Here is a 21,898-nt window from a genome sequence, read left to right as displayed (position 1 = left end):
CAATAAACCAAAGATATGAAGAAGGCAATGATTCTATACATCCTGTTACTGGTGACAGTAACGGGGTGTATAAAGGAAAATCTGGATGATTGTGAAACAACTTTATACTTCGATTATCTGGGTGACGGCACAGAGGATATCTTTCTTCAGAAAATAGAAAAAGTGGATATGTATGTATACAACGAAAACAACGTTTGTATACAAAAGACGGTTCTTGACAAGAGCGAGCTGAGACGGCAACAGGGTACGACCCTGAACTTACCAAGTGGTCAGTATCATGTGGTATGCTGGGGAAACTCTCTCGATGACACCCAAATTAATGATGGTGCCTCCCCGAAAAACAGTATTGTCGGGGCACCTCATTACTTCACCAAAGAACTGATATCGACTAATGACAGCCTGTATTTTGGAGAAAGAGATATTGTGATTATCAACGAAGGCTACAAGGTGGACACCGTTCCTTTCAACAGTGCACATATCAAAATGCGCATCGAACTGGAAGGTCTGGATGCAAGTGATATGCGGGCAGAAGCTCTGCCTGTCAGTATAGAAATGGGTAACCTGAGTTCGACAGTGGACTTTACCAAAACGTTCTCGAACGAACGTATCACCTATTATCCCACAGTCAGCTTTGATTCCGGCACACAGAAATTTGGCGCGAAATATAATGTTTTACGATTTAATAATGAGAATGAAGTATACCTGCAATTACGAAACACACAGACCGGAGAAGGGCTGTATACCTTGCAATTGAAGGACTTCATGAAAGATAATGATATTACCGTAGACGGTATCAACGAAGCTGCAATAGGTATTCGTATCTATTTCAACGGAACTGCCGTCACTGTAAAACCCTGGGACGAAGAAGTGATCAGACCGGGGCAATAACCCCTTACGTATATGAAATTAAAATTTAAATATCGGATCTATTTACAGATGTTTGTCCTGGCTCTCCTGGCTTACTCCTGTAGTGAAAACGAGAACCCGGTATCCGATGCAATCAACGATCAAGCCCGACTCAATCTTCTGATCCAAACAACGCGGGCAAACGATGTTCTGAATAAAGGGAATGATGGAAACTTTGCTAGTCTTGCTCTGTATATATTCAACCAGAAAGACCAGCGTCGCGAATACTCGGAACTGATTCCGGAATTTACTCCGGAGAGGCTGCAGGAGATTTCGCGCTCCGTCAACGTGTCGCCACAAACAAAGATCATTTATGCAATTGCCAATTACAACGACCCGAACAAGACGTTCTCCACACCGATAACAGCCGATCTGACGCCGGACCAGCTGGATCAGCTGACTGTAGAGGGAATTGGTCTGGATGACAGCAGCATTCTGATGGTCGGCAAAAAGGTAGTTCCGATCAACAGTAGTTATGTGGTAGCAGAAGTTCCGATGGAGCGACTGGTGGCACGGCTGGATATTTATATGTTTAAGAATCAAGGATTGGAAAAGGACAATGTGACGGTGACTTCCATCGAGTTTAACAATCAGGTACTTACTACATATGGCAATCCGGAGACGGTAGCTATGACACCGGATGCCAAGTATCAGAAGGTGGCGCAGCCCATCACTGAGAACGGAACGTTGCAGCCTATGCCATCGGATTTGTCAGGAGTAGTTCCCGCCAATGCGCATGCTTCTTTCTATACGTATCGTAATCTGGTCGCTTCCGGTACGCCGGATGCAAATACTCCTTATATCCGTATAACGGCATCGTTCAATGGAATCAGCCATACCTACCGGGGATATATCACAGACTCAGGCCAAACGGAAAACAAATATAGTCTGCTGCACAATACGGTTTACCGTGTGATGGCTATGCTCGATCATCCGGACAATCAGCTGATCATCAAGACGACTCCTTATCCATGGGAGGTAGTAGACTCAGAGATCGGTCAGGAAGTGAAGGTAGGAGACTATAAACTTCAGCCTTATAATGGCAACGACACCGGAGCTACTACAGGCATCGTACAGTTTCCATATATATGGAACGGAGAAGCACGGAACGAAACATCATACGCCGATTACAGCTTTAGTCTGACCGCCCCTGCAGGTGCTGTATGGACAGCCACACTAACCAACGGCCTTGATTTTTCTTTCAGCACGAACGGTTCCGTGAACGGAATCCCCGCCGTCTCTAAAGGGATAGCAGGAAGCGATGCCCATGAAATAAAGATCGGAGCCGCCAAACCTTGGAACGGCACTTTGAGACGCACTTACTTCTACATTACAGTGGAAGGAGTAAAACTCAAGATCAATCCGGTACAAAGCAACGGCAGCCGCCAGTTCCCAGGTGACAATGACACCGATATTTTAATCAGTCAAACTGAATACAAATAGTATGAATTATGAAACGAAACAGATTATACATCATTCCATTAATGCTCTTGATGCTCTGGGGAATCACTTCTTGTGAGAACGATTCGCCGGCAGAGCAGCCAGCAGGAACTGAAGCCGGAAGCGGTATCACGCTGAAGCTTTCGATTCCCCGCCCTGCCGCCTCCCGCGCTGCAGAAGAACCCGGAGAAGACGCATTGAATGAGAACACAATAAAAACACTGGATGTGTTCATCTATCGGGAAGGAGCGGACGAGTGTCTGTTCTACCAGCACTTCTCTCTCACACCGGAACTGACCGGCACCGGAGAACACCGGGAAACGCTGAATGTGGAGCAGGAAAAGTTCGCACTGAACACGAATCATACTATCTTTGTAGTAGCCAACAGTACGGAAACCATCCCTTCCACCGGGCTTTCCCTGACTCAGTTAAAGGCACTCCCCGCTTCTACGCTCGATGCAGACAAGAAACAGGATACTTTCGCTATGGACGGCCAGCAGACAATGGTACTGAATGACGGAATAATCGTCAACAAAGAGATTCCCGTCATTCTGAAACGTGCTGCGGCTAAAATCAGAATCAGCCTGAACTATGTGAACGGATATACTCCACTGGAGAATAATATACCTTATAAGAAACTGGTGAATTATGCAGCCGACGGATCAGCGATTACACAAGGAACGCTTGTCGTTTCGGATCTGCAAAGCATGAGTTCGTTTACGGAACAAAACACAGGTGCCGGATACAACGATCAGATCATTCTTTATTCGTATGCCAACGACTGGACGAAGGATACGAACCGGGAAACGTATGTACTGATCAATGTACCGGTAAAGAATACCGAAGGAACGACTACGACACAGAATTATTACAGGATACCCGTAAACTATCGTTTACCGAACGGAAGCACAGGGCAAACGGAAAGCCTTTATAAGCTGGAGCGCAACCATCTGTACGATATTCAGGTAAACATAGACAAGAAGGGTGATACCGATCCGCATACCGCCGTCACACTGGATGCCGCATACACCATACAGGACTGGACAACTCACGAAATACTGGTATCAGTAGAAGGTATCAACTTTATCTACGTAAAAGACACCAAGATATCAATGCCGAACAGTACCCAGTACACCACAACTTTCCAGTCGTCAACACCGGATGTGGAAATCAGCAAGATTACCGTAAACGGAGTGACGGTTGCCAACGGAGGTAAGGAAGTCAATATCGCAGCGACTCCGAATGCCAAATCGGGCACGATCAGCATCACCAGTCCGCTTCCCGAAAACTTCCTGGCGAAAGAAATTACGTTCCAGGTGAAGAACGGTGCAGGATTGACACAGGATGTCACGGTGTCGCAATATCCGGCTTTATATATCGGTTCGGATATCTCTGCCGACGCTCCGGGCGGAAGTCAGGGTCAGAACAATACGAAAATGTACATCATGAATTCTTTCGTTGCGGACTTCTCCACACTCCCCGATCCGGATGAGTTTGATGAAGCATTCGACAGCGGATTTACGCATTATGCACCGGACCCGGTATTGAGTGCATCGTATGCCGCTTATATACGTAACAATGCCGTACTGGGATATCCGCTGACAGACAGCGACGGAGCCAGCATCGACACGGAAGAAAATAACCGTAGAATCTCTCCGCACATGATGCTTGCGTCACAACACGGTACAACAACAGCCGCTACGTATGCAGCTTCAAGAATCAAATGCCGCGATTATGTGGAAAGGGATGCGACTACGGGAGAAACATACTCTGACTGGAGAATGCCGACAAAAGCAGAAATTTATCTGATAGACATTCTGCAGAACGTCAAGGTATGCGAAGTGAAACAAATACTTGAAGGTCAATATTACTGGAGTGCGGATGCAGAAAGTTCCGTCCGCTTTATGGACCCCCGCGTGGGACAAGGAGGAAACTCCGGTTCTTTATACGCATCCGTACGATGTGTTCGGGACATCCGGTAACCAACGAGTGGATTAAAATTTGAATTGTATGAAAAGATTTACCTACTATATAGCCCTCTTCAGCCTTCTTCTCATCTCTTGTACAGATGAAGAGAGACTGAACGATCATCCGTCAACGGAGAAGAATGAAACTGTCTTTCGCTTCTCTGTGGATATACCTGATTACAGGCCGGTGCTCAGTCGTGCCGCAACCGGTGAGAATGCGGTCAATGACCTTTGGCTGATGACATTCGATGCCGACGGGCTCTTCATCGGGCGGGCGCATGCCTCCCTCCTGACCGCCAATGACAACGGTACAGGAACGTTTCAGGCAGAAATACCCGACAACACTGGGATTATTCATCTCATTGCCAACTATGACCAATGGGGGACTTTTGACGAACGTGCCGCCCTGCAAAAAGATGAACGGGAGCTGATTCCCGCTTTAAGCAGCAGCAAACTGACTTTCTGGGGCAGACAGACAATTTCTTCTGCCAGCGACTCACCGAACATCGTTCTTTATCGTAACCAGGCAAAAGTGACAGTGGAAAATGAAACGACCAACTTTGAGGTGACAGGATACGCCCTCGGCAACTATACTACCAGCGGAACGGTGGCTCCTTTTAATCCGGATGCCTCTCCCACTCCGTTTGTGCTGCTGGACGGCAAACCGACCCTGCCTCACGGAACAATCACCAAAACCAGTCAGACAATGAATGACTGTACGATGGAACCCAAGTACATGTTTGAGAATGAAAACTATTTTAATGACCAGGCCTACATCATCATCAAAGGAAAACTGGAAGGCAAAACGGAGGAACTGTATTACAAAATCCAGCTGCTCGACGCCAACAAGCAGCCTTATCCGGTAGTAAGAAATGCCCATTATAAAGTGGTGATCAAGTCTTTCAGCGAAAGCGCCAACGGAAGTACAAGTTTCGAGGATGCCAAGAGCGCGGAATCCTCCAATAACATCTACGCGGAAATATTCAAGGAATCACCCTCCATTGCCGACAACAATAACAATGTGCTGAGCGTGAACCGGCTTCACTTCTTGTTTGTAAAGGAAGGAACGCTGAATGTGACGACTCAATACACGCATAATGGGGTGGCTGACAATTCAAAGATCAGCGTATCGGTAGCGGAAGATAAAGGTAATATACTGCACAATCTGAGCTATGACGGAAACGGTACGATCACGGCTGATGTATCCCGTATCATCGCAGGCCAATATGAAGCGACCATCACGGTGAAAGCCGGAGTGTTGTCACGTACTATCACGGTAGTATCAAGTGCCCTGTATGAGTTCGATCCCGCATCTTTGTCACCGGAGGTATATACCGCCCGTGACCAGGATGTAGCGTTACAGTTCACCATTCCCGCCAATATTCCTTCTTACCTGTATCCGCTGAAATGCGCGATCACTACCACACGGCTTTATCCGGTAGCTCCCAACAAGAATCTGCAGATAGAGTATATAGACGGCGGATATCAGTATATCTATTGGGCGACCGGTCCCGGTGCAAAGACATTGAATTTCCGCACCAGTCTTGAGAATAGCGACGAGACGATCTCGATAACCAATGAGATATTCAAAACGAAATATCTGGATGTAAAGGCACGTCACTTTACGAATGTGAGTGTCAACGGAGAGAATCTGGTGAATTACGGAACGAATAGTACAGCGCAAGTGATGTTCACCATCCCCACCTATCCGGAGTATCCTGCCACCTATCCGTTGACGGTATTCATTGCCACGGAGAATCTGCAGACATCGGAAAGCGGATGGACGGCTGTAAATGGTGGGTATCAGTATACATACACTTCACAGCCGACAGGTGCGCAAACCATCACGTTTACTTCCAAAGAAGAAATCAGTGATGAAGATATTACGATATCCGCTCCCGGATTCAGCCCCACAACAACCAGGATTGAAACGATTCTGGCACATGGTGTGACAGTGAGCAATACCATTCGGGTATTCCAGAATAACAGTCTGCTTACGATAGCTAATTATACGATTACTTCTTCGGATACAGGCATCGTACCAAGTTTCACTGTCAATAACAGAAGCAACTACTCGTTCACGATACATGCCGGAAGCAAAGTAAACGATGTGGTAACGCTTACGCTGCGAGGATATAATTACAGTGCCATATATAAAGTGAAAGATTTACTTCAAAGTCCGGCTATTGTACTACGATAATAAAAAAACAATGATATGAAAACAATCAAATTTCTTCTGTTAGCAGTCTTGATGCTCACGTGTGCCATCGGTATGCACGGACAGGAAAAGAACTACTATATGCCTAAGTTTGCCATCAAAACGAACGCATTGTACTGGGCTACGACCACCGCCAATCTGGGCTTCGAAGTCGGGCTCTCCAAAAAACTGACTCTGGATGTATCCGGTAACTATAATCCCTGGGAGTTCTCCAATAATAAGCAAATCAAGCATTGGCTGGTACAACCTGAACTCCGGTACTGGCTTTGCGAACGGTTTTACGGACATTTCTTCGGCTTGCATGCTCATTATGCAGAAGCGAATGTAAGCAATCTGAATATATTCGGCCTCGGGGATTATCGTTATCAGGGAAACATCTACGGTGCCGGTATCTCTTACGGGTATCAGTGGATATTGAATAAGCGCTGGAGCATGGAAGCGACAGTCGGCGTAGGATATGCCCGCTTAAACTTTGATAAATACAACTGTGGCACGTGCGGAAGCAAAATCGGTAAGGAACACAAAAATTACTTCGGGCCGACTAAAATAGCCCTCAGCATTATATACGTTATCAAATAAGACAGCCATGAAAAAGAAACTTATATACTTTGTTCTGTGTATCGCCGCAGCACTGCCTGCCGGCGCACAGAAACTCTATAACGATGCGATCAGCATCACGAATGCTTCCCTCTGGCAACAGGGAGAATCACTTTATATCGATATGCAGATTGATATGCGGAATCTGAAAGTCAGCAGCGACCGTACGCTGACGCTGACTCCTATACTGGCAGACGCCAGTCATAACGTAGCCTTACCCGATATCATCGTCAACGGTCATAGAAGGCAAAAGGCGTATATCCGCTCAATGACGCTGGACAAGATGGCCAATATGGAAATTCCTTATGACAAAAACGAAGTGATGAGTTATACGCAGGTAATCCCCTATCAGTCGTGGATGGAGAATGCGTCACTGAATCTGGAAGAAGAACTATGCGGCTGTGGCGGACATCAAGAAGTGGTGACACAAGAACCTATCCTGACCGGTGTTTCTACAGAAATCAAACGGCTCGCTGCCATCCGGCCTGTTTTTTCTTACATTCAGCCTCTAGCTGAAGTAGTAAAAGCACGTAGCGAGCAGTATGAGGCTCATCTCGATTTCCCGGTCAATAAATCCGTTATCCTGCCCAATTTTATGAATAATCAAACGGAGTTACGGAGTATTCAAGAGATGCTGACGAAAGTGATGAATGATAAAAAACTGACTGTAACGGGCGTATATATCGAAGGTTTTGCTTCTCCGGAAGGGGCCTTGAAGTTGAACGAGCAATTATCGAAGAGTCGTGCCGAAGCATTAAAGAGTTATCTGTCCGCCCGTGAGAATATAGCTGCAAATCTCTATCATGTCTCCTTTGGCGGTGAAAACTGGGATGGATTAGTGAAAGCTCTGGAGGCTTCTGATCTTAAAGAAAAGGAAACATTGCTCAGCATCATACGAAATACGAGTGATATCGCCCGCCGGAAAGAGGAAATTAAAAGACTGAATGGCGGCGCTCCTTATCGGACTATGCTGAAAGAATTGTATCCGGCACTCCGCAAGGTGAACTGTCGTATTGACTACACTATCGCCAACTTCAAGGTGGAAGAAGGGAAAGAGATCATCAAGACTCAGCCTCAGTATCTTAGTCTGAATGAGATGTATCTCGTAGCCAACAGTTATCCCAAGGGCAGCGATGATTTCATCAATGTCTTCGATATAGCAGTACGTATGTATCCTAATGACGAAACAGCAAATCTGAATGCTGCTGCAGTCGCTCTGTCTAAGAAGGATTTGGGCAATGCACGGAAATATCTGGATAAGTCGGATAAACAGACTGCAGAATACGCTAACAATAATGGCATCTACTATCTGCTGAACGGTGAGACGGAACAGGCGATTGCCGAGTTCGGTAAAGCTGCTCAAAAGGGTAATGAGGCCGCACAATATAACTTAAGGGAAATAGAAAAGGTGGTAAAGATGAAAAGGGAATAATGATGCAGGGACACGACAAAACTTGTTATTTATTATGGACATTTCTCGACAAGATAAATAAGAAAAGCTCCGATCCCGTTAAGAACCAGAGCTTTTCCTAATTATAAAAATCAAAAGAAGCGGTGCGTACGGGACTCGAACCCGTGACCCCATGCGTGACAGGCATGTATTCTAACCAACTGAACTAACGCACCAAAATTTCTTATCCTTTGCATCTCTCTCGATTGCGGATGCAAAGGTAGACATTTTTTTGAAACCTACAATAGCAAGAGTATCTTTTTTCTGAAAAAGTGTGTTTATTAAGAATTATCATGTACATTTGCAAGCATTACTATAAATAGAAAATAGAATGAAAAATACACCAATCGAACGAAATGTGATTGACGAAACGATTAATGAGTTTCAAATTGTCGACTTTTCGAAGGCTACTATCCGTGAAGTGAAAGCGATAGCTTCAAAGGCGGAAGCAGTATCAGGCGTTGAATTTATCAAGATGGAAATGGGTGTTCCGGGACTTCCGGCCTCTGCCGTAGGAGTAAAAGCGGAAATCGAAGCGCTGCAAAACGGAATTGCCAGCCTGTATCCCGATATCAACGGACTGCCGGAACTGAAAAAAGAAGCGTCCGACTTTATCAAAGCATTCATCAATGTAGATTTAAGTCCGGAAGGATGCGTACCCGTCACCGGCTCTATGCAAGGGACATTCGCCTCTTTCCTTACTTGCAGCCAATGCGATGAAAAGAAAGATACAATCTTGTTCATTGATCCGGGATTTCCCGTACAGAAACAGCAGTTGGTCGTGATGGGACAAAAGTATGAAACATTCGATGTATACGATTATCGCGGCGACAAGCTGAAAGAAAAGCTGGAAAGCTATCTGAAAAAAGGAAATATATCGGCTATTATCTACTCGAACCCCAACAACCCGAGCTGGATTTGCCTGAAAGACGAAGAACTGCGCATCATCGGCGAACTTGCTACCCAATATGACGTAATCGTACTGGAAGACCTGGCATACTTTGCGATGGATTTCCGTCAGGATCTGAGCACTCCTTACCAAGCTCCGTTCCAGCCTTCGGTAGCTCACTACACAGATAATTATGTGTTGCTGATTTCCGGTTCCAAAGCCTTCAGCTATGCCGGACAACGTATCGGCGTAAGCTGCATTTCCGACAAGTTGTATCACCGCAGCTATCCCGGACTGACGAAGCGTTATGGCGGGGGAACATTCGGCACGGTCTTCATCCACCGCGTACTCTACGCGCTGTCTTCCGGCACAAGCCACTCCGCACAGTATGCGATGGCTGCCATGCTGAAAGCTGCCAACGAAGGTCAATACAACTTCCTCAGCGAAGTGAAGGTATACGGTGACAGAGCGCAGAAGTTAAAAGAGATTTTCCTTCGTCACGGTTTCTATCTGGTATATGACAATGACTTGGGCGATCCGATTGCCGACGGATTCTACTTCACCATCGGCTATCCGGGAATGACAAGCGGCGAACTTGCCAAAGAACTGATGTACTACGGAGTGAGCGCCATTTCACTGGTCACCACCGGAAGCCATCAAGAAGGATTACGCGCGTGTACCTCTTTTATTAAAGACCATCAGTACGCGCAGCTCGACGAAAGAATGAAACTGTTTGCCGAACATCACCCGATTGCCTGACAGCCGAATACCGGATTTATGCCGGAACTGATGTTCATATCAGATGCGGATATTCATAAAAGCTGCTCTTAAAACAAAAAAAATGGGAAAGTATGGCTATTATTCCATTTCTTTTCTTATATTAGTGGCACGAATATCAATCTGATGGCATGAATATAGACTCTGACATATTTAAAATTCAATCGAATAATGTATTGCCATCACGAGGAAAGATTCTCATCTCCGAGCCTTTCCTTCGTGATGCCACATTCGGCAGATCTGTAGTTCTGTTGATCGACCATACCGAAGAAGGCAGCATGGGGCTGATTATCAACAAACAACTGCCCATATTTGTCAACGACATTATCAAAGAATTTAAGTATATCGAAGACATACCTTTATACAAAGGCGGGCCTATCGCTACAGATACCCTGTTCTACCTTCACACACTGGCAGATATCTCCGGTGCCATACCTATCAGCAAAGGCCTGTTTCTGAACGGTGACTTTGAGGAGATAAAAAGATACATACTGCAAGGAAACCAAGTAGACCGCTACATCCGCTTCTTCCTGGGATACTCCGGCTGGGAAAGCGAACAACTGAGCACCGAACTCAGAGAGAACACGTGGCTTGTCTCCAAAGAAGAAAATGCCTATCTGATGAACGGTGACACCAAAGATATGTGGAAACAAGCCTTGGAGAAATTAGGCAGCAAGTATGAAACATGGTCACGCTTTCCGCAAGTACCGACTTTCAATTAATGTTTCTTCGGATTCAGATACTGGAAGATAGCAGCATCTTTGTAACATCCACCGACCTGTAACCAATCCTTCAACAGTCCGCATTGGACGAAACCGCAGGAAGTAAACAACTTCATGCAGACTTCATTATCCGTAGCCACATGGGCATAAAGCTGAGTCAGCGACAAGAAATCGAAAGCATACTCACACAGCAACTGCAATGCGTCCGATGCGTAACCTTGCCGGCGATAGTCTTTGTGAACGGCAATGCCAACCTCGCCACGAGAGTGGAGAGGCACAAAATCCGTGATATCAATCGTCCCCAATACCCGATGATCGGACTTGCTCATTATCATCAGGCGCAACTGCTTGTCGGCAAACACATCACACTGGGAACCCTCTATATATTGCCGCAGCACGTAGCGGGAATAAGGAACGGTAAAATTACTGATATCCCACATGGAAGGGTCATTCTCCATCTCATACATGATATCCATATCTTCCGGCTCTACCGCACGAAGATAGATGCGGTCATTGGTTAAAAAAGACTGTTTCATACCGGCTTATTCTTTATTTATATGGAGTTCGTTACGAAGTCTTTTCTCGCTGGGCAGACAGAAAAGGGAAGCGGTCAGCCCGATCAGCATACAGAGATTTCCGGTGTTGCTAAGGGTCAGATAATAGCACAATACGTTGAGGACGATGGCCACTTCGAGCAATCCGAGGCGTACCATGCTCCACTGCACATAACGCTTCAATGCAAGAGGAATCGTCAGGAGGTCTATCTTCTTTTTCAGTACCAGACTGAACAGTTTCAAGGCAAGCGGCACACACAAGGCGGTCAGCAAGATACCTGCCGTCTCCATATAATAGGTGGCCTGTGGGTTATCGACCAAAGCTCCCACAGGAAGAAGGTCGAACTCCCCTGCCCCAAGCAAAAAGGCGGGAAGCACCCAAAAGAAAACATAACTGATATTCAAATTTCTCACTGCGCGTTTTATCTGTTCTTCCATGTTAGTTACGATATTCGTTCAAAAATAATTAAGTTAGATTATACGGTTCCGGTGAAAAGAGTCCGGTTGACAATACTGCGTCCCAAAGTGATCTCATCGGCATACTCCAGTTCGTCGCCAACGGAGATGCCCCGTGCTATTACGCTGAGTTTGACACCCATCTTCTCCAGTTTACGGTAGATGTAGAAGTTGGTGGTATCTCCTTCCATCGTGGTGCTCAAAGCGAGGATGACTTCCTTGATTCCTCCTTCGGACACCCGCTGCACGAGACTTTCTATTTGCAGGTCGCTCGGCCCTACCCCGTCCATCGGCGAGATCACTCCGCCCAGTACGTGATAAAGTCCCCGATACTGCTGGGTGGCTTCTACCGCCATTACGTCACGGATATTCTCTACCACACAGACGGTAGAGGCATCACGCTGCGGATTGGCACAAATCTGACAAGTCTCGGTATCAGATATATTATGACATACTTTACAGTACTTTACTTCACGTTTCAGCGTAATGATGGAGTTGCCGAATGCCTCCACAGTGGCCGTATCCTGCCGGAGCAGATGTAATACAAGCCGCATCGCCGTCTTGCGCCCGATGCCCGGAAGTTTGGAAAATTCGCCTACTGCCTTTTCGAGCAGTACGGAAGGATATTGTTGGTTCATAGATTACGAATGAAATTCTATCTGTTTCGGGCGCAAAGATACGGATTATTGTTTTTAATACAAAGAAAGTATTACCTTTGCAGCCGATATGATGATATTAGTCATTATTATATGCTATTTTGCGGGCTTGTTGTTAATAGCCCACATCACCGGACATAAAGGCGGATCAAATGCAGCGTTCTTTAAAGGAGAAAACAAATCACCCTGGTATATAGTCTCCTTCGGCATGATTGGCGCGTCTATTTCCGGCGTGACCTTCGTATCCGTGCCGGGCATGGTTCGCGGAATGGACATGACGTATATGCAGACCGTATTCGGATTCTTCTTCGGCTATATGATCGTAGCGCACATATTGCTGCCTCTTTACTACAGACTGAATCTGACGAGTATCTACGGATACCTCGGCACACGCATCGGCGTGAATGCCTACCGCACCGGCTCTTTCTTCTTCCTGCTCTCCCGTATGCTGGGAACGGCAGCCAAACTATATCTCGTCTGTCTGATCCTCCATACGCACGTATTTCAGGATATGCACGTCCCTTTCTGGGTGATTGCCGTCGGCTCCGTGGCCCTCGTGTGGATATACACCCACAAAAGCGGCATCAAGACAATCGTATGGACAGACACCCTGCAAACATTTTGCCTGATCGCAGCCCTGCTATTCATCATCTACTTCACCATACAGAAGCTGGATGTAGGCTTCGACGGCATCGTACAGACCATCCGCCACAGCGAACACAGCCGCATCTTCGTATTCGACGACTGGATGTCCCGTCAGAACTTCTTCAAACAGTTCTTCAGCGGCATCTTTATCGTCATTGTCATGACCGGACTCGATCAGGACATGATGCAGAAGAACCTCTCCTGCCGTAATCTGCACGAAGCCCAAAAGAATATGTACTGCTACGGATTCTCGTTCATCCCGCTGAATTTCCTGTTCCTGTGCCTGGGCATTCTGCTGATCGCATTAGCGGGACAAATGCAACTGGAACTACCGGCCATGAATGATGATATCCTTCCCATGTTTGCCACACAAGGATATCTGGGACAGTCGGTACTGGTTCTTTTCACCATCGGCATCATCGCCGCAGCTTTCAGCAACTCAGACTCCGCGCTGACCGCCATGACCACCAGCGTATGTATAGACCTGCTGAACACGGACAAGGACACGGAAGAAACAGCCCGCCGCAAAAGAAAGAAAGTGCACCTGGGTCTCTCCATCCTGCTGGCTTTCTTCATCTGCCTGGTGGAGATGCTGAACAACAAAAGCGTGATTGACGCGATCTACATCATCGCCTCCTACACCTACGGGCCCTTGCTGGGTATGTTCGCCTTCGGACTGTTCACCCGGCGCCGGACTAAAGACCGGCTGGTCCCGCTCATCGCCATCGCCTCTCCGGTGCTCTGCTACGCTCTGGACTGGTGGATAAACAAAGAAACCGGATATAAATTTGGCTATGAATTGCTAATGTTGAACGGAAGCCTTACCTTTGCGGGGCTCATGCTGCTGTCCGGAAAAGAGAAAACGGTGGAAACGCCTTGAAAACAGGCGTCCGGAGTTTATAATAAAAAGTAGTGGAGTTTATTATAAACGTGACCATAATTTATTATAAAGGATAAGAGAGTTTATTAGAAGTAGAAAAACAAAGAAATAAATGACAATAAAATGGAAATAACGAGTGCAGAATTTGTGATTAGCAACACGGACGTGAAGAAATGTCCGACAGGAGTATTTCCCGAATACGCCTTCATCGGGCGGTCGAATGTAGGAAAGTCGAGCCTTATCAATATGCTGACTGCCCGCAAAGGACTGGCGATGACCTCCGCCACACCGGGAAAGACAATGCTTATCAACCACTTCCTGATCAACCAAAGCTGGTACCTGGTCGATCTTCCCGGATACGGCTACGCCAGACGCGGACAAAAAGGAAAAGACCAGATACGTACCATCATCGAAGACTACATCCTCGAACGGGAACAGATGACCAACCTGTTTGTATTGATAGACAGCCGTCTGGAACCGCAGAAAATAGACCTGGAATTTATGGAATGGCTGGGCGAAAACGGCATCCCCTTCTCCATCATCTTCACCAAAGCAGACAAACTGAAAGGCGGACGTCTGAAAATGAATATCAACAACTACCTGCGTGAACTGAGCAAGGAATGGGAAGAACTTCCCCCGTATTTCGTATCTTCTTCGGAAAACCGTACAGGACGCACGGAAATCCTCGACTACATAGAAAACATCAGTAAAGAAGTCTATAAAAATAAGTAAACGAAAATGAAAAAGAACATTTTATTTATTGCATGGGTTGCATTATTCTCACTCTTTGTAAGCAACAGTCAGGCACAATCATTAAAGGATCTGCTCAACAAAGACAACATCTCCAAAGTAGTAAATGCCATCACCGGGACACCCGAAACGATAGACATGACAGGCACATGGACTTACAGCGGTTCGGCAGTAGAATTTGAATCGGACAATCTGCTGATGAAAGCAGGAGGAGCCGCAGCCGCCACGATGGCAGAAAACAAATTGAACGAGCAATTGAGTAAAGTGGGCATCAAAGAAGGACAAATGAGCTTCACGTTCAACGCCGACAGTACTTTCACCAGCACCGTCGGAAAAAAGAAACTGAGCGGCACTTATTCGTACAATGCTTCCACCAAGCAGGTAGACCTAAAGTACTTGAAACTGCTGAATCTGCATGCGAAAGTGAACTGCACTTCCAACTCTATGGATTTATTGTTCAACTCTGACAAGCTACTTAAGTTAATGACATTCCTCGGCAGCAAGACAAACAGCACAGCACTGAAAACTGTCAGCTCACTGGCTGAAAACTACGACGGGATGATGCTGGGATTCGGGTTGAAAAAATAGTGTTTTATTTGCAAAACCAAAAGCTCTGAAACGCCTTCTGGCAGGGCTCGAAAACCGAATCCTAACCGAAAGGGAAACCGAACCTTAACCAGTAGAGAAGAGTAGAGTATATAATTCTATTCTAAAGAAATAGAATTACTAAGAAAGAGAAGAAAGAATTTCGCCGCCGATTCACTTTCGAATGAAAAATGAATCAAACAGTAGTATCTCCATTGGGGGTGACTAAAAAGTCAATAGTATCTTCATTCTCCTCCTTCAAGAAGGAGGAGTGGTCGAAGACCGAGGTGGTAGGAGAAATAATGTTTATTCCTATTTCTTTATAAATGACAGAATTATGCATTCACCTACCACCTCCCCCTACGGGTACTCCTCCTTCCCGAAGGAGGAGAATGAAGATACTATTGACTTTTTAGTCGGCCCCATTTTAAGATACGATTACTATCATTTAGCTCAATTCCGTGTTGAAATGAATTAATTAAGCGAACAGAGATCGGCAGTATTCACCTCGCTGCCCACTTCTGCTCGTCTCGGTGCTCAGCGTTTCTCACCTCGGTGCTTATTCTCATTCAGCTCGGCGCTCAGTATTCCTCACCTCGGTGGTCAGGATTGCCAAGCCCAAGGACGATGATAAACAGAAGTTATTTTATTCCCTTTTTCGATAAAATTAACTCTGCCGACGGGATAGTTTCAGGGAAAAGCGTTACCTTTGGCGTTTGTAATCAATAAAAAGAAGGAAAAATGAAAAAGATACTTTTTTTAATGACCTTGTTAGTGGTAGGAGTAAGTTTCGCTTTTGCCCAGACTAACGCTGATATCAAGTTTGACAAAACAACACACGACTTTGGAAAATTCTCTGAAAACAGTCCGGTAGTAAGCTGCGTATTCACTTTCACTAATATCGGTGACGCTCCTTTAGTAATTCATCAGGCGGTAGCGTCTTGCGGATGCACAGTGCCCGAATATACCAAAGAACCGATCCAGCCGGGAAAGAAAGGTACAATCAAAGTAACTTACAACGGAACAGGTAAATATCCGGGACACTTCAAAAAGTCGATTACCCTACGTACCAACGCAAAAACCGAAATGGTACGCCTCTACATCGAAGGCGATATGACCCCGAAAGACGAGAAGTAAGAAAAAATAGACATAACGTAAAGGAGAATCTTTCGATTCTCCTTTTTTTTTGTTTACTTTGAAGTCCATTAAGCATAAACTACTAAAAATATAATATGAAACAAGAAGAAGACAAATTCACCGGACTACCCGAGAACGCGTTCAGAGAGTTAAAAGCAGGAGAAGTGTACAATCCCCTGATGAGTCCTTCCAAAAATTATCCGGAAGTAAACTTCTGGTCAGTAACATGGGGTATCGCCATGGCCATCCTTTTCTCGGCAGCCGCCGCCTATCTGGGGCTGAAAGTGGGACAAGTATTCGAAGCCGCTATTCCGATAGCCATCATTGCCGTAGGAGTCTCCGGTGCAGCCAAAAGAAAAAATGCGTTAGGAGAAAATGTAATTATCCAGTCTATCGGGGCATGTTCCGGTGTAATCGTTGCCGGAGCCATCTTTACCCTCCCCGCCCTTTATATCCTTCAAGTCAAATATCCTGAGATGACAGTCAGCTTTATGCAGGTATTTATCAGTTCGCTGCTGGGTGGCGTACTGGGTATCCTGTTTCTGATTCCTTTCCGCAAATATTTCGTCAGCGATATGCACGGCAAATATCCTTTCCCCGAAGCAACGGCCACTACACAGGTGCTGGTATCCGGAGAAAAGAGCGGTAGCCAAGCCAAACCGCTGTTGATGGCGGGAATGATCGGTGGATTGTATGACTTCATCGTGGCCACTTTCGGCTGGTGGAACGAGAACTTCACCACCCGCGTATGCGGAGCCGGAGAAATGCTGGCCGAGAAAGCGAAACTGGTATTCAAAGTAAATACGGGAGCTGCCGTACTCGGTCTGGGCTACATCGTCGGACTGAAATATGCTTCCATCATCTGTGCCGGATCACTGGCAGTATGGTGGATCATCATTCCGGGAATGTCCGCCATCTGGGGAGACAGCGTGCTGAACGCGTGGAACCCCGAAATCACTTCTACGGTAGGCATGATGAGCCCCGAAGAAATCTTCAAGTATTACGCCAAGAGCATCGGTATCGGCGGTATTGCCATGGCGGGTGTCATCGGTATCATCCGTTCATGGGGAATCATCAAGAGTGCCGTCGGACTGGCTGCCAAAGAAATGGGCGGTAAAGGCAATGTAGAAAAGAATATCGTGCGTACACAGCGTGATCTTTCGATGAAAATCATCGCTATCGGCTCTATCCTTACGCTGATTCTGATCGTGCTGTTCTTCTACTTCGATATCATGCAGGGAAATATCGTCCATACGCTGGTAGCGATTGCGCTGGTAGCAGGCATTTCCTTCCTGTTCACGACGGTAGCTGCCAATGCGATTGCCATTGTAGGCACCAATCCGGTATCGGGAATGACATTGATGACACTGATTCTGGCTTCCGTAGTGATGGTAGCTGTCGGACTGAAAGGTCCTTCGGGCATGGTGGCCGCACTTGTGATGGGTGGCGTAGTATGTACGGCACTGTCTATGGCGGGCGGTTTCATCACCGACTTGAAGATCGGTTACTGGCTGGGTAGTACGCCTGCCAAACAGGAAACATGGAAATTCTTGGGAACCATCGTTTCTGCTGCTACAGTAGGCGGTGTAATGATTATACTGAACAAGACATACGGCTTCACCAGCGGCGCACTGGCTGCACCACAGGCCAATGCGATGGCTGCCGTTATCGAACCGCTGATGAGCGGCGTAGGCGCCCCCTGGTTGCTGTATGGCATCGGTGCAATCCTTGCTATCGTGCTGACATTCTTCAAGATTCCCGCACTGGCCTTTGCGCTGGGTATGTTTATTCCGTTGGAGCTGAATGTGCCGCTGGTAGTAGGCGGTGCCGTCAACTGGTATGTGACAAGCCGCAGCAAGGATACGGCACTCAATACGGAAAGAGGTGAAAAAGGAACATTGCTGGCATCCGGTTTCATTGCCGGAGGTGCATTGATGGGAGTAGTGAGCGCGGCAATGCGTTTCGGCGGTATCAATCTGGTCAACGAAGCCTGGCTGAACAATACCTGGTCGGAAGTGTTAGCATTAGGAGCTTACGCTTTATTGATCCTCTACTTTATCAAGGCTTCCATGAAAATAAAATAAGATGAGGAAACTGTTATCTGTTATAGTATCACTTATGACTGCAATGGCATTTGCACAACAGCCCGTCGAGCTACCTTTGTGGCCCGACGGTGCTCCCAACTCCAACGGGCTGACCGGCGGGGAAAAGGAAGTGTCGCCCCACAGACTCAGCAATGTCACCGACCCCACCATAACCGTTTACCGTGCACCACAGCCGAACGGAATGGCTGTCATCATGTGTCCCGGAGGTGGCTACAGCCGCCTCGCCATGGATCATGAAGGGCATGACATGGCACCTTGGTTCTGCGGACAGGGCATCACTTACGTTGTATTAAAGTACCGGATGCCGAACGGTCATTGCGAAGTCCCCTTATCGGATGCGGAAAGAGCGATTCGCATCGTACGCGAGCATGCCGGAGAATGGAATATCCATCCCCGCAAAATAGGAATCATGGGAGCATCCGCCGGAGGACATCTCGCCTCTACCCTTGCCACCCATTACAGTGCGGCATCCCGTCCCGACTTTCAGATTCTGCTTTATCCGGTGGTCACCATGACGCAAAGTACTCATGGCGGTTCGAGAAAAGAGCTTCTGGGCGGAAATCCGACCGCAGAACAAGAGGTACTCTTCTCCAACGAACTGCAAGTGACATCCGATACTCCGCAAGCCTTTATCGTCCTGTCTTCTGATGACGGTGCCGTGCCTCCTTCCAACGGAGTGAACTATTATCTCGCTTTACAGAAAAACAATGTTCCCGCATCGCTTCATGTCTACCCTACCGGCGGACATGGCTGGGGATTCCGGGACAACTTCAAGTATAAGCAACAATGGACACAGGAACTCGAAAAGTGGTTGCGTGACGGTGTCGTATTTCCGAAGGAGACAGCACCGATGCTGAGAATCGGAAAGACGTACCTTGGAACAAAGTATGTAGCCAACACACTGGATCAGGGAACGGAAGAAAAGTTAGTCATCCTGCCCCAAACGGTAGATTGCCTTACTTTTGTCGAATATACGCTGGCTCAGGCGATGGGGTCTTCTTTTGCCGATAATCTGCAAAAGATACGTTATCGGGACGGTGTGATCGACGGATACACTTCGCGGTTGCACTATACCTCCGACTGGATTGAGAACGGTGTCCGCCAAGGATTTCTGGAAGACGTTACTGCACAAAACAGTACGCAGACCACCAAACTGTCTCTCTCTTATATGTCCACCCATCCCCAAAAGTACAGGCAACTGACGGATTCGCCGGAGAACGTGAAACGAATGGCCGAGCATGAGAAAGCATTGTCCGGAAAAAAGGTACACTGGCTGCCTAAAGGCAAACTCCCCGACGCAGGACTTCCGTGGATCATGGACGGTGATATCATCGCCATCACCACGAATCTTCCGGGACTGGATGTAGCTCATGTAGGGATAGCCGAATATATAAACGGAAAGTTGCATTTGCTTCACGCCTCTTCTACGCTTGGCAAGGTTGTTGTCAGCGAAGAGCCTCTCAGCCAGATGCTTCACAAAAATAAATCATGGAGCGGCATACGTGTCGTCCGGATGTCTCACCCTTAAAACAAATGATTATGAAACGAGTAAAACATTTACTTCTCGCGTCGTGTCTGTTGCCTACTTTTCTGGGAGCACAGGGAGTGGCAAACGCCTCTTTTCTGGAGATTACTCCGGATGCCCAATCGGCAGGTATGGCCGGCACAGGACTGGCTATCACAGACAATGGAAGCACGGCTATCTTTCATAACGCTTCCACCATCGCTTTCTCGCAGGATGTAATGGGTGCCAGCTACTCATACGCTGACATAAATAAAGACTTTGGAATGCATAGCGCATCCCTTTTCTACCGCATCGGACGGGAAGGGAAGCACGGATTTAGCGTAGGATTCCGTCACTACAAGGATGCTGATTTTCATTGGCAGGACGGTGCGGAAGATCATGCCCGCGCATGGAACGTAGAAGCCGCATACTTCAGAAATGTAGCCAAGAACCTGTCCCTTTCATTAACGCTCAGATATCTGCAGGCAAAAGCCTATAAGGATGCGGACAGCAAAGGGTCAGTCTCCGTAGACCTCGGTGCCAGCTATCATCGCAGTATGGGTATTCTGGACGAAATGGCTTCATGGACTATCGGATTTCAAGCCGCCAACCTGGGCAGCAAGCTGGACGGACAGAAACTGCCTGCCCGACTGGGACTGGGTGGTGCCATCGACCTGCCGTTCAGCATGGACAACCGCTTGCAGATGGCTCTTGACTTCAACTACCTGCTCCCGTCCGAGTACCGCCATCTTCAAGCCGGCATCGGAGCGGAATATAATTTCCTGAAATATGGAATTATCCGCGGAGGATACCACTTCGGGGATAACGACAAAGGAACAGGCAACTACGGTACACTGGGCTGCGGAATCAACTTCTGGCCGATTCGCGCGGATTTCTCTTATGCACTGGCTGATAAAGACTGTTTCATGCATAAGACATGGCAGCTCGGCATTGGAATCGTCTTCTAGGCTTTTCCTTCGGGCAGTCCGCTAAGTTTTATCATTGAGCAGTCTGCTAAGCTCGCATTCGAGGCGTTGCTTCACTTCGTCCATAGGCACTTCGTGCTTCAGTTCCTGACGAAGAGAAGTGACGCCTTTATCTATAAAGCCACAAGGATGAATATAGCTGAAATAGCGTAAATCCGTATTCACATTCAGGGCCAGTCCGTGCATGGTGACATAATGACTGCTCCTCACTCCGATCGCACAAATCTTACGGGCACGGGGCGTACTCCCTTCCAGCCAGACACCTGTTGCCTTTTCAAGCCGTCCCGCTTCAATGCCATAGGAGGCACAGACACGTATCACAGCCTCTTCGAGCAGGTGCACATATTCCTTTAGCCCCAGATGAAACTCTTCCAGATTCAAGATCGGATAACAGACTAACTGTCCGGGACCGTGATACGTGATATCCCCTCCCCGATCTATATGGAAAAGGGTAGCCTGAATGGCTTTCAGCTGATCGTCATTCAACAGCATATTATTTTCTTTTCCGCTACGTCCCAAAGTATAGACGTGCGGATGTTCGCACATAATAATACGGTTTTCATAGGCTTCTCCCTGCGCTTTTGCGCGGACAAGGGTATCAAACCATTCCGTCTGCCGCTGCCATGCTTCGGCGTATGGAATCAAATTCCAGTCTACTAATACAGTTTTCATGA

General features: G+C 47.1%; 20 protein-coding genes and 1 tRNA gene. 16 read left to right on the top strand and 5 right to left on the bottom strand.

Annotated features, from left to right (window positions below; all coding sequences use genetic code 11):
* The first annotated feature begins 15 nt into the window (after positions 1-15).
* From ACHLI0_RS01095 to ACHLI0_RS01070, 6 genes are read left to right on the top strand one after another with little or no spacing between them, the layout of a single operon-like run.
* Positions 16-888 (top strand): FimB/Mfa2 family fimbrial subunit, encoded by an 873-nt coding sequence (locus ACHLI0_RS01095; RefSeq protein WP_490748263.1) that lies wholly within the window; start codon positions 16-18, stop codon positions 886-888.
* A 12-nt stretch (positions 889-900) separates the two neighbouring features.
* Positions 901-2,349: a DUF4906 domain-containing protein gene (locus ACHLI0_RS01090; protein ID WP_490748262.1), complete on the top strand. Its 1,449-nt coding sequence runs from the start codon at positions 901-903 to the stop codon at positions 2,347-2,349.
* 8 nt (positions 2,350-2,357) lie between these two features.
* A complete protein-coding gene (gene fimD / locus ACHLI0_RS01085; protein ID WP_490748261.1) occupies positions 2,358-4,328 on the top strand; it encodes a fimbrial tip adhesin FimD in 1,971 nt (656 codons plus the stop codon).
* 28 nt (positions 4,329-4,356) lie between these two features.
* Positions 4,357-6,513, top strand: a complete 2,157-nt coding sequence (locus ACHLI0_RS01080) for a hypothetical protein (protein WP_490748260.1) — start codon at positions 4,357-4,359, stop codon at positions 6,511-6,513.
* Between the two features lie 15 nt (positions 6,514-6,528).
* Positions 6,529-7,110 (top strand): DUF3575 domain-containing protein, encoded by a 582-nt coding sequence (locus ACHLI0_RS01075; protein ID WP_055217643.1) that lies wholly within the window; start codon positions 6,529-6,531, stop codon positions 7,108-7,110.
* Between the two features lie 7 nt (positions 7,111-7,117).
* Positions 7,118-8,560: a DUF3868 domain-containing protein gene (locus ACHLI0_RS01070; RefSeq protein WP_490748259.1), complete on the top strand. Its 1,443-nt coding sequence runs from the start codon at positions 7,118-7,120 to the stop codon at positions 8,558-8,560.
* Between the two features lie 120 nt (positions 8,561-8,680).
* On the opposite strand, the gene ACHLI0_RS01065 is transcribed toward ACHLI0_RS01070, so the two are convergent.
* Positions 8,681-8,754, bottom strand: a tRNA-Asp gene (locus ACHLI0_RS01065).
* A 155-nt stretch (positions 8,755-8,909) separates the two neighbouring features.
* Here ACHLI0_RS01065 and ACHLI0_RS01060 point away from each other — a divergent pair.
* Positions 8,910-10,226, top strand: coding sequence for an aminotransferase class I/II-fold pyridoxal phosphate-dependent enzyme (locus tag ACHLI0_RS01060; protein WP_055217641.1), 1,317 nt, complete (start codon positions 8,910-8,912; stop codon positions 10,224-10,226).
* 149 nt (positions 10,227-10,375) lie between these two features.
* Positions 10,376-10,966 carry a YqgE/AlgH family protein gene (locus tag ACHLI0_RS01055; RefSeq protein WP_490748258.1) on the top strand — a complete coding sequence of 197 codons (591 nt, stop codon included), beginning with the start codon at positions 10,376-10,378 and terminating at the stop codon, positions 10,964-10,966.
* On the opposite strand, the gene ACHLI0_RS01050 is transcribed toward ACHLI0_RS01055, so the two are convergent.
* Genes ACHLI0_RS01050 through recR form a run of 3 tightly spaced genes read right to left on the bottom strand, consistent with a single transcriptional unit; the run spans position 10,963 to position 12,614 of the window.
* Positions 10,963-11,502: a GNAT family N-acetyltransferase gene (locus tag ACHLI0_RS01050; RefSeq protein ID WP_490748257.1), complete on the bottom strand. Its 540-nt coding sequence runs from the start codon at positions 11,500-11,502 to the stop codon at positions 10,963-10,965. The two genes, ACHLI0_RS01055 and ACHLI0_RS01050, sit on opposite strands and share 4 nt — an antisense overlap.
* A gap of 6 nt (positions 11,503-11,508) precedes the next feature.
* Positions 11,509-11,958 carry a hypothetical protein gene (locus tag ACHLI0_RS01045; RefSeq protein ID WP_008763509.1) on the bottom strand — a complete coding sequence of 150 codons (450 nt, stop codon included), beginning with the start codon at positions 11,956-11,958 and terminating at the stop codon, positions 11,509-11,511.
* 38 nt (positions 11,959-11,996) lie between these two features.
* Positions 11,997-12,614, bottom strand: coding sequence for a recombination mediator RecR (gene recR / locus ACHLI0_RS01040; RefSeq protein WP_008763508.1), 618 nt, complete (start codon positions 12,612-12,614; stop codon positions 11,997-11,999).
* Between the two features lie 88 nt (positions 12,615-12,702).
* Between recR and ACHLI0_RS01035 the strand changes: the two genes are divergently transcribed.
* The 8 genes from ACHLI0_RS01035 (at position 12,703) to ACHLI0_RS01000 (ending at position 21,206) form a co-directional block, all read left to right on the top strand.
* The gene (locus ACHLI0_RS01035) at positions 12,703-14,157 is read left to right on the top strand and encodes a sodium:solute symporter (RefSeq protein WP_490748256.1); all 1,455 of its coding nucleotides are present in this window, start codon (positions 12,703-12,705) and stop codon (positions 14,155-14,157) included.
* Positions 14,158-14,280: 123 nt separating this feature from the next.
* Positions 14,281-14,889 (top strand): ribosome biogenesis GTP-binding protein YihA/YsxC, encoded by a 609-nt coding sequence (gene yihA / locus ACHLI0_RS01030; RefSeq protein WP_070750995.1) that lies wholly within the window; start codon positions 14,281-14,283, stop codon positions 14,887-14,889.
* A gap of 6 nt (positions 14,890-14,895) precedes the next feature.
* On the top strand, positions 14,896-15,495 hold the full coding sequence (locus tag ACHLI0_RS01025; RefSeq protein WP_490748255.1) for a DUF4923 family protein: 600 nt from the start codon (positions 14,896-14,898) through the stop codon (positions 15,493-15,495).
* Between the two features lie 188 nt (positions 15,496-15,683).
* Positions 15,684-15,818, top strand: coding sequence for a hypothetical protein (locus tag ACHLI0_RS01020; protein ID WP_490748254.1), 135 nt, complete (start codon positions 15,684-15,686; stop codon positions 15,816-15,818).
* A 415-nt stretch (positions 15,819-16,233) separates the two neighbouring features.
* The gene (locus ACHLI0_RS01015) at positions 16,234-16,629 is read left to right on the top strand and encodes a DUF1573 domain-containing protein (RefSeq protein ID WP_008763504.1); all 396 of its coding nucleotides are present in this window, start codon (positions 16,234-16,236) and stop codon (positions 16,627-16,629) included.
* Between the two features lie 95 nt (positions 16,630-16,724).
* Positions 16,725-18,713: an OPT family oligopeptide transporter gene (locus ACHLI0_RS01010; protein ID WP_055217636.1), complete on the top strand. Its 1,989-nt coding sequence runs from the start codon at positions 16,725-16,727 to the stop codon at positions 18,711-18,713.
* A 1-nt stretch (position 18,714) separates the two neighbouring features.
* Positions 18,715-20,262, top strand: coding sequence for an N-acetylmuramoyl-L-alanine amidase-like domain-containing protein (locus ACHLI0_RS01005; RefSeq protein ID WP_490748252.1), 1,548 nt, complete (start codon positions 18,715-18,717; stop codon positions 20,260-20,262).
* A gap of 11 nt (positions 20,263-20,273) precedes the next feature.
* Positions 20,274-21,206 (top strand): PorV/PorQ family protein, encoded by a 933-nt coding sequence (locus ACHLI0_RS01000; protein ID WP_490748251.1) that lies wholly within the window; start codon positions 20,274-20,276, stop codon positions 21,204-21,206.
* A 21-nt stretch (positions 21,207-21,227) separates the two neighbouring features.
* Here ACHLI0_RS01000 and lipB read toward each other — a convergent pair whose 3' ends face one another.
* The gene (lipB, locus tag ACHLI0_RS00995) at positions 21,228-21,896 is read right to left on the bottom strand and encodes a lipoyl(octanoyl) transferase LipB (RefSeq protein WP_413555197.1); all 669 of its coding nucleotides are present in this window, start codon (positions 21,894-21,896) and stop codon (positions 21,228-21,230) included.
* Positions 21,897-21,898 lie beyond the last annotated feature (2 nt).

The sequence above is a fragment of the Bacteroides sp. RCH18 genome, assembly GCF_058231005.1.
Note: the sequence above shows the minus strand (reverse complement) of the source record. Positions and strands in the feature narration are given on the sequence as shown.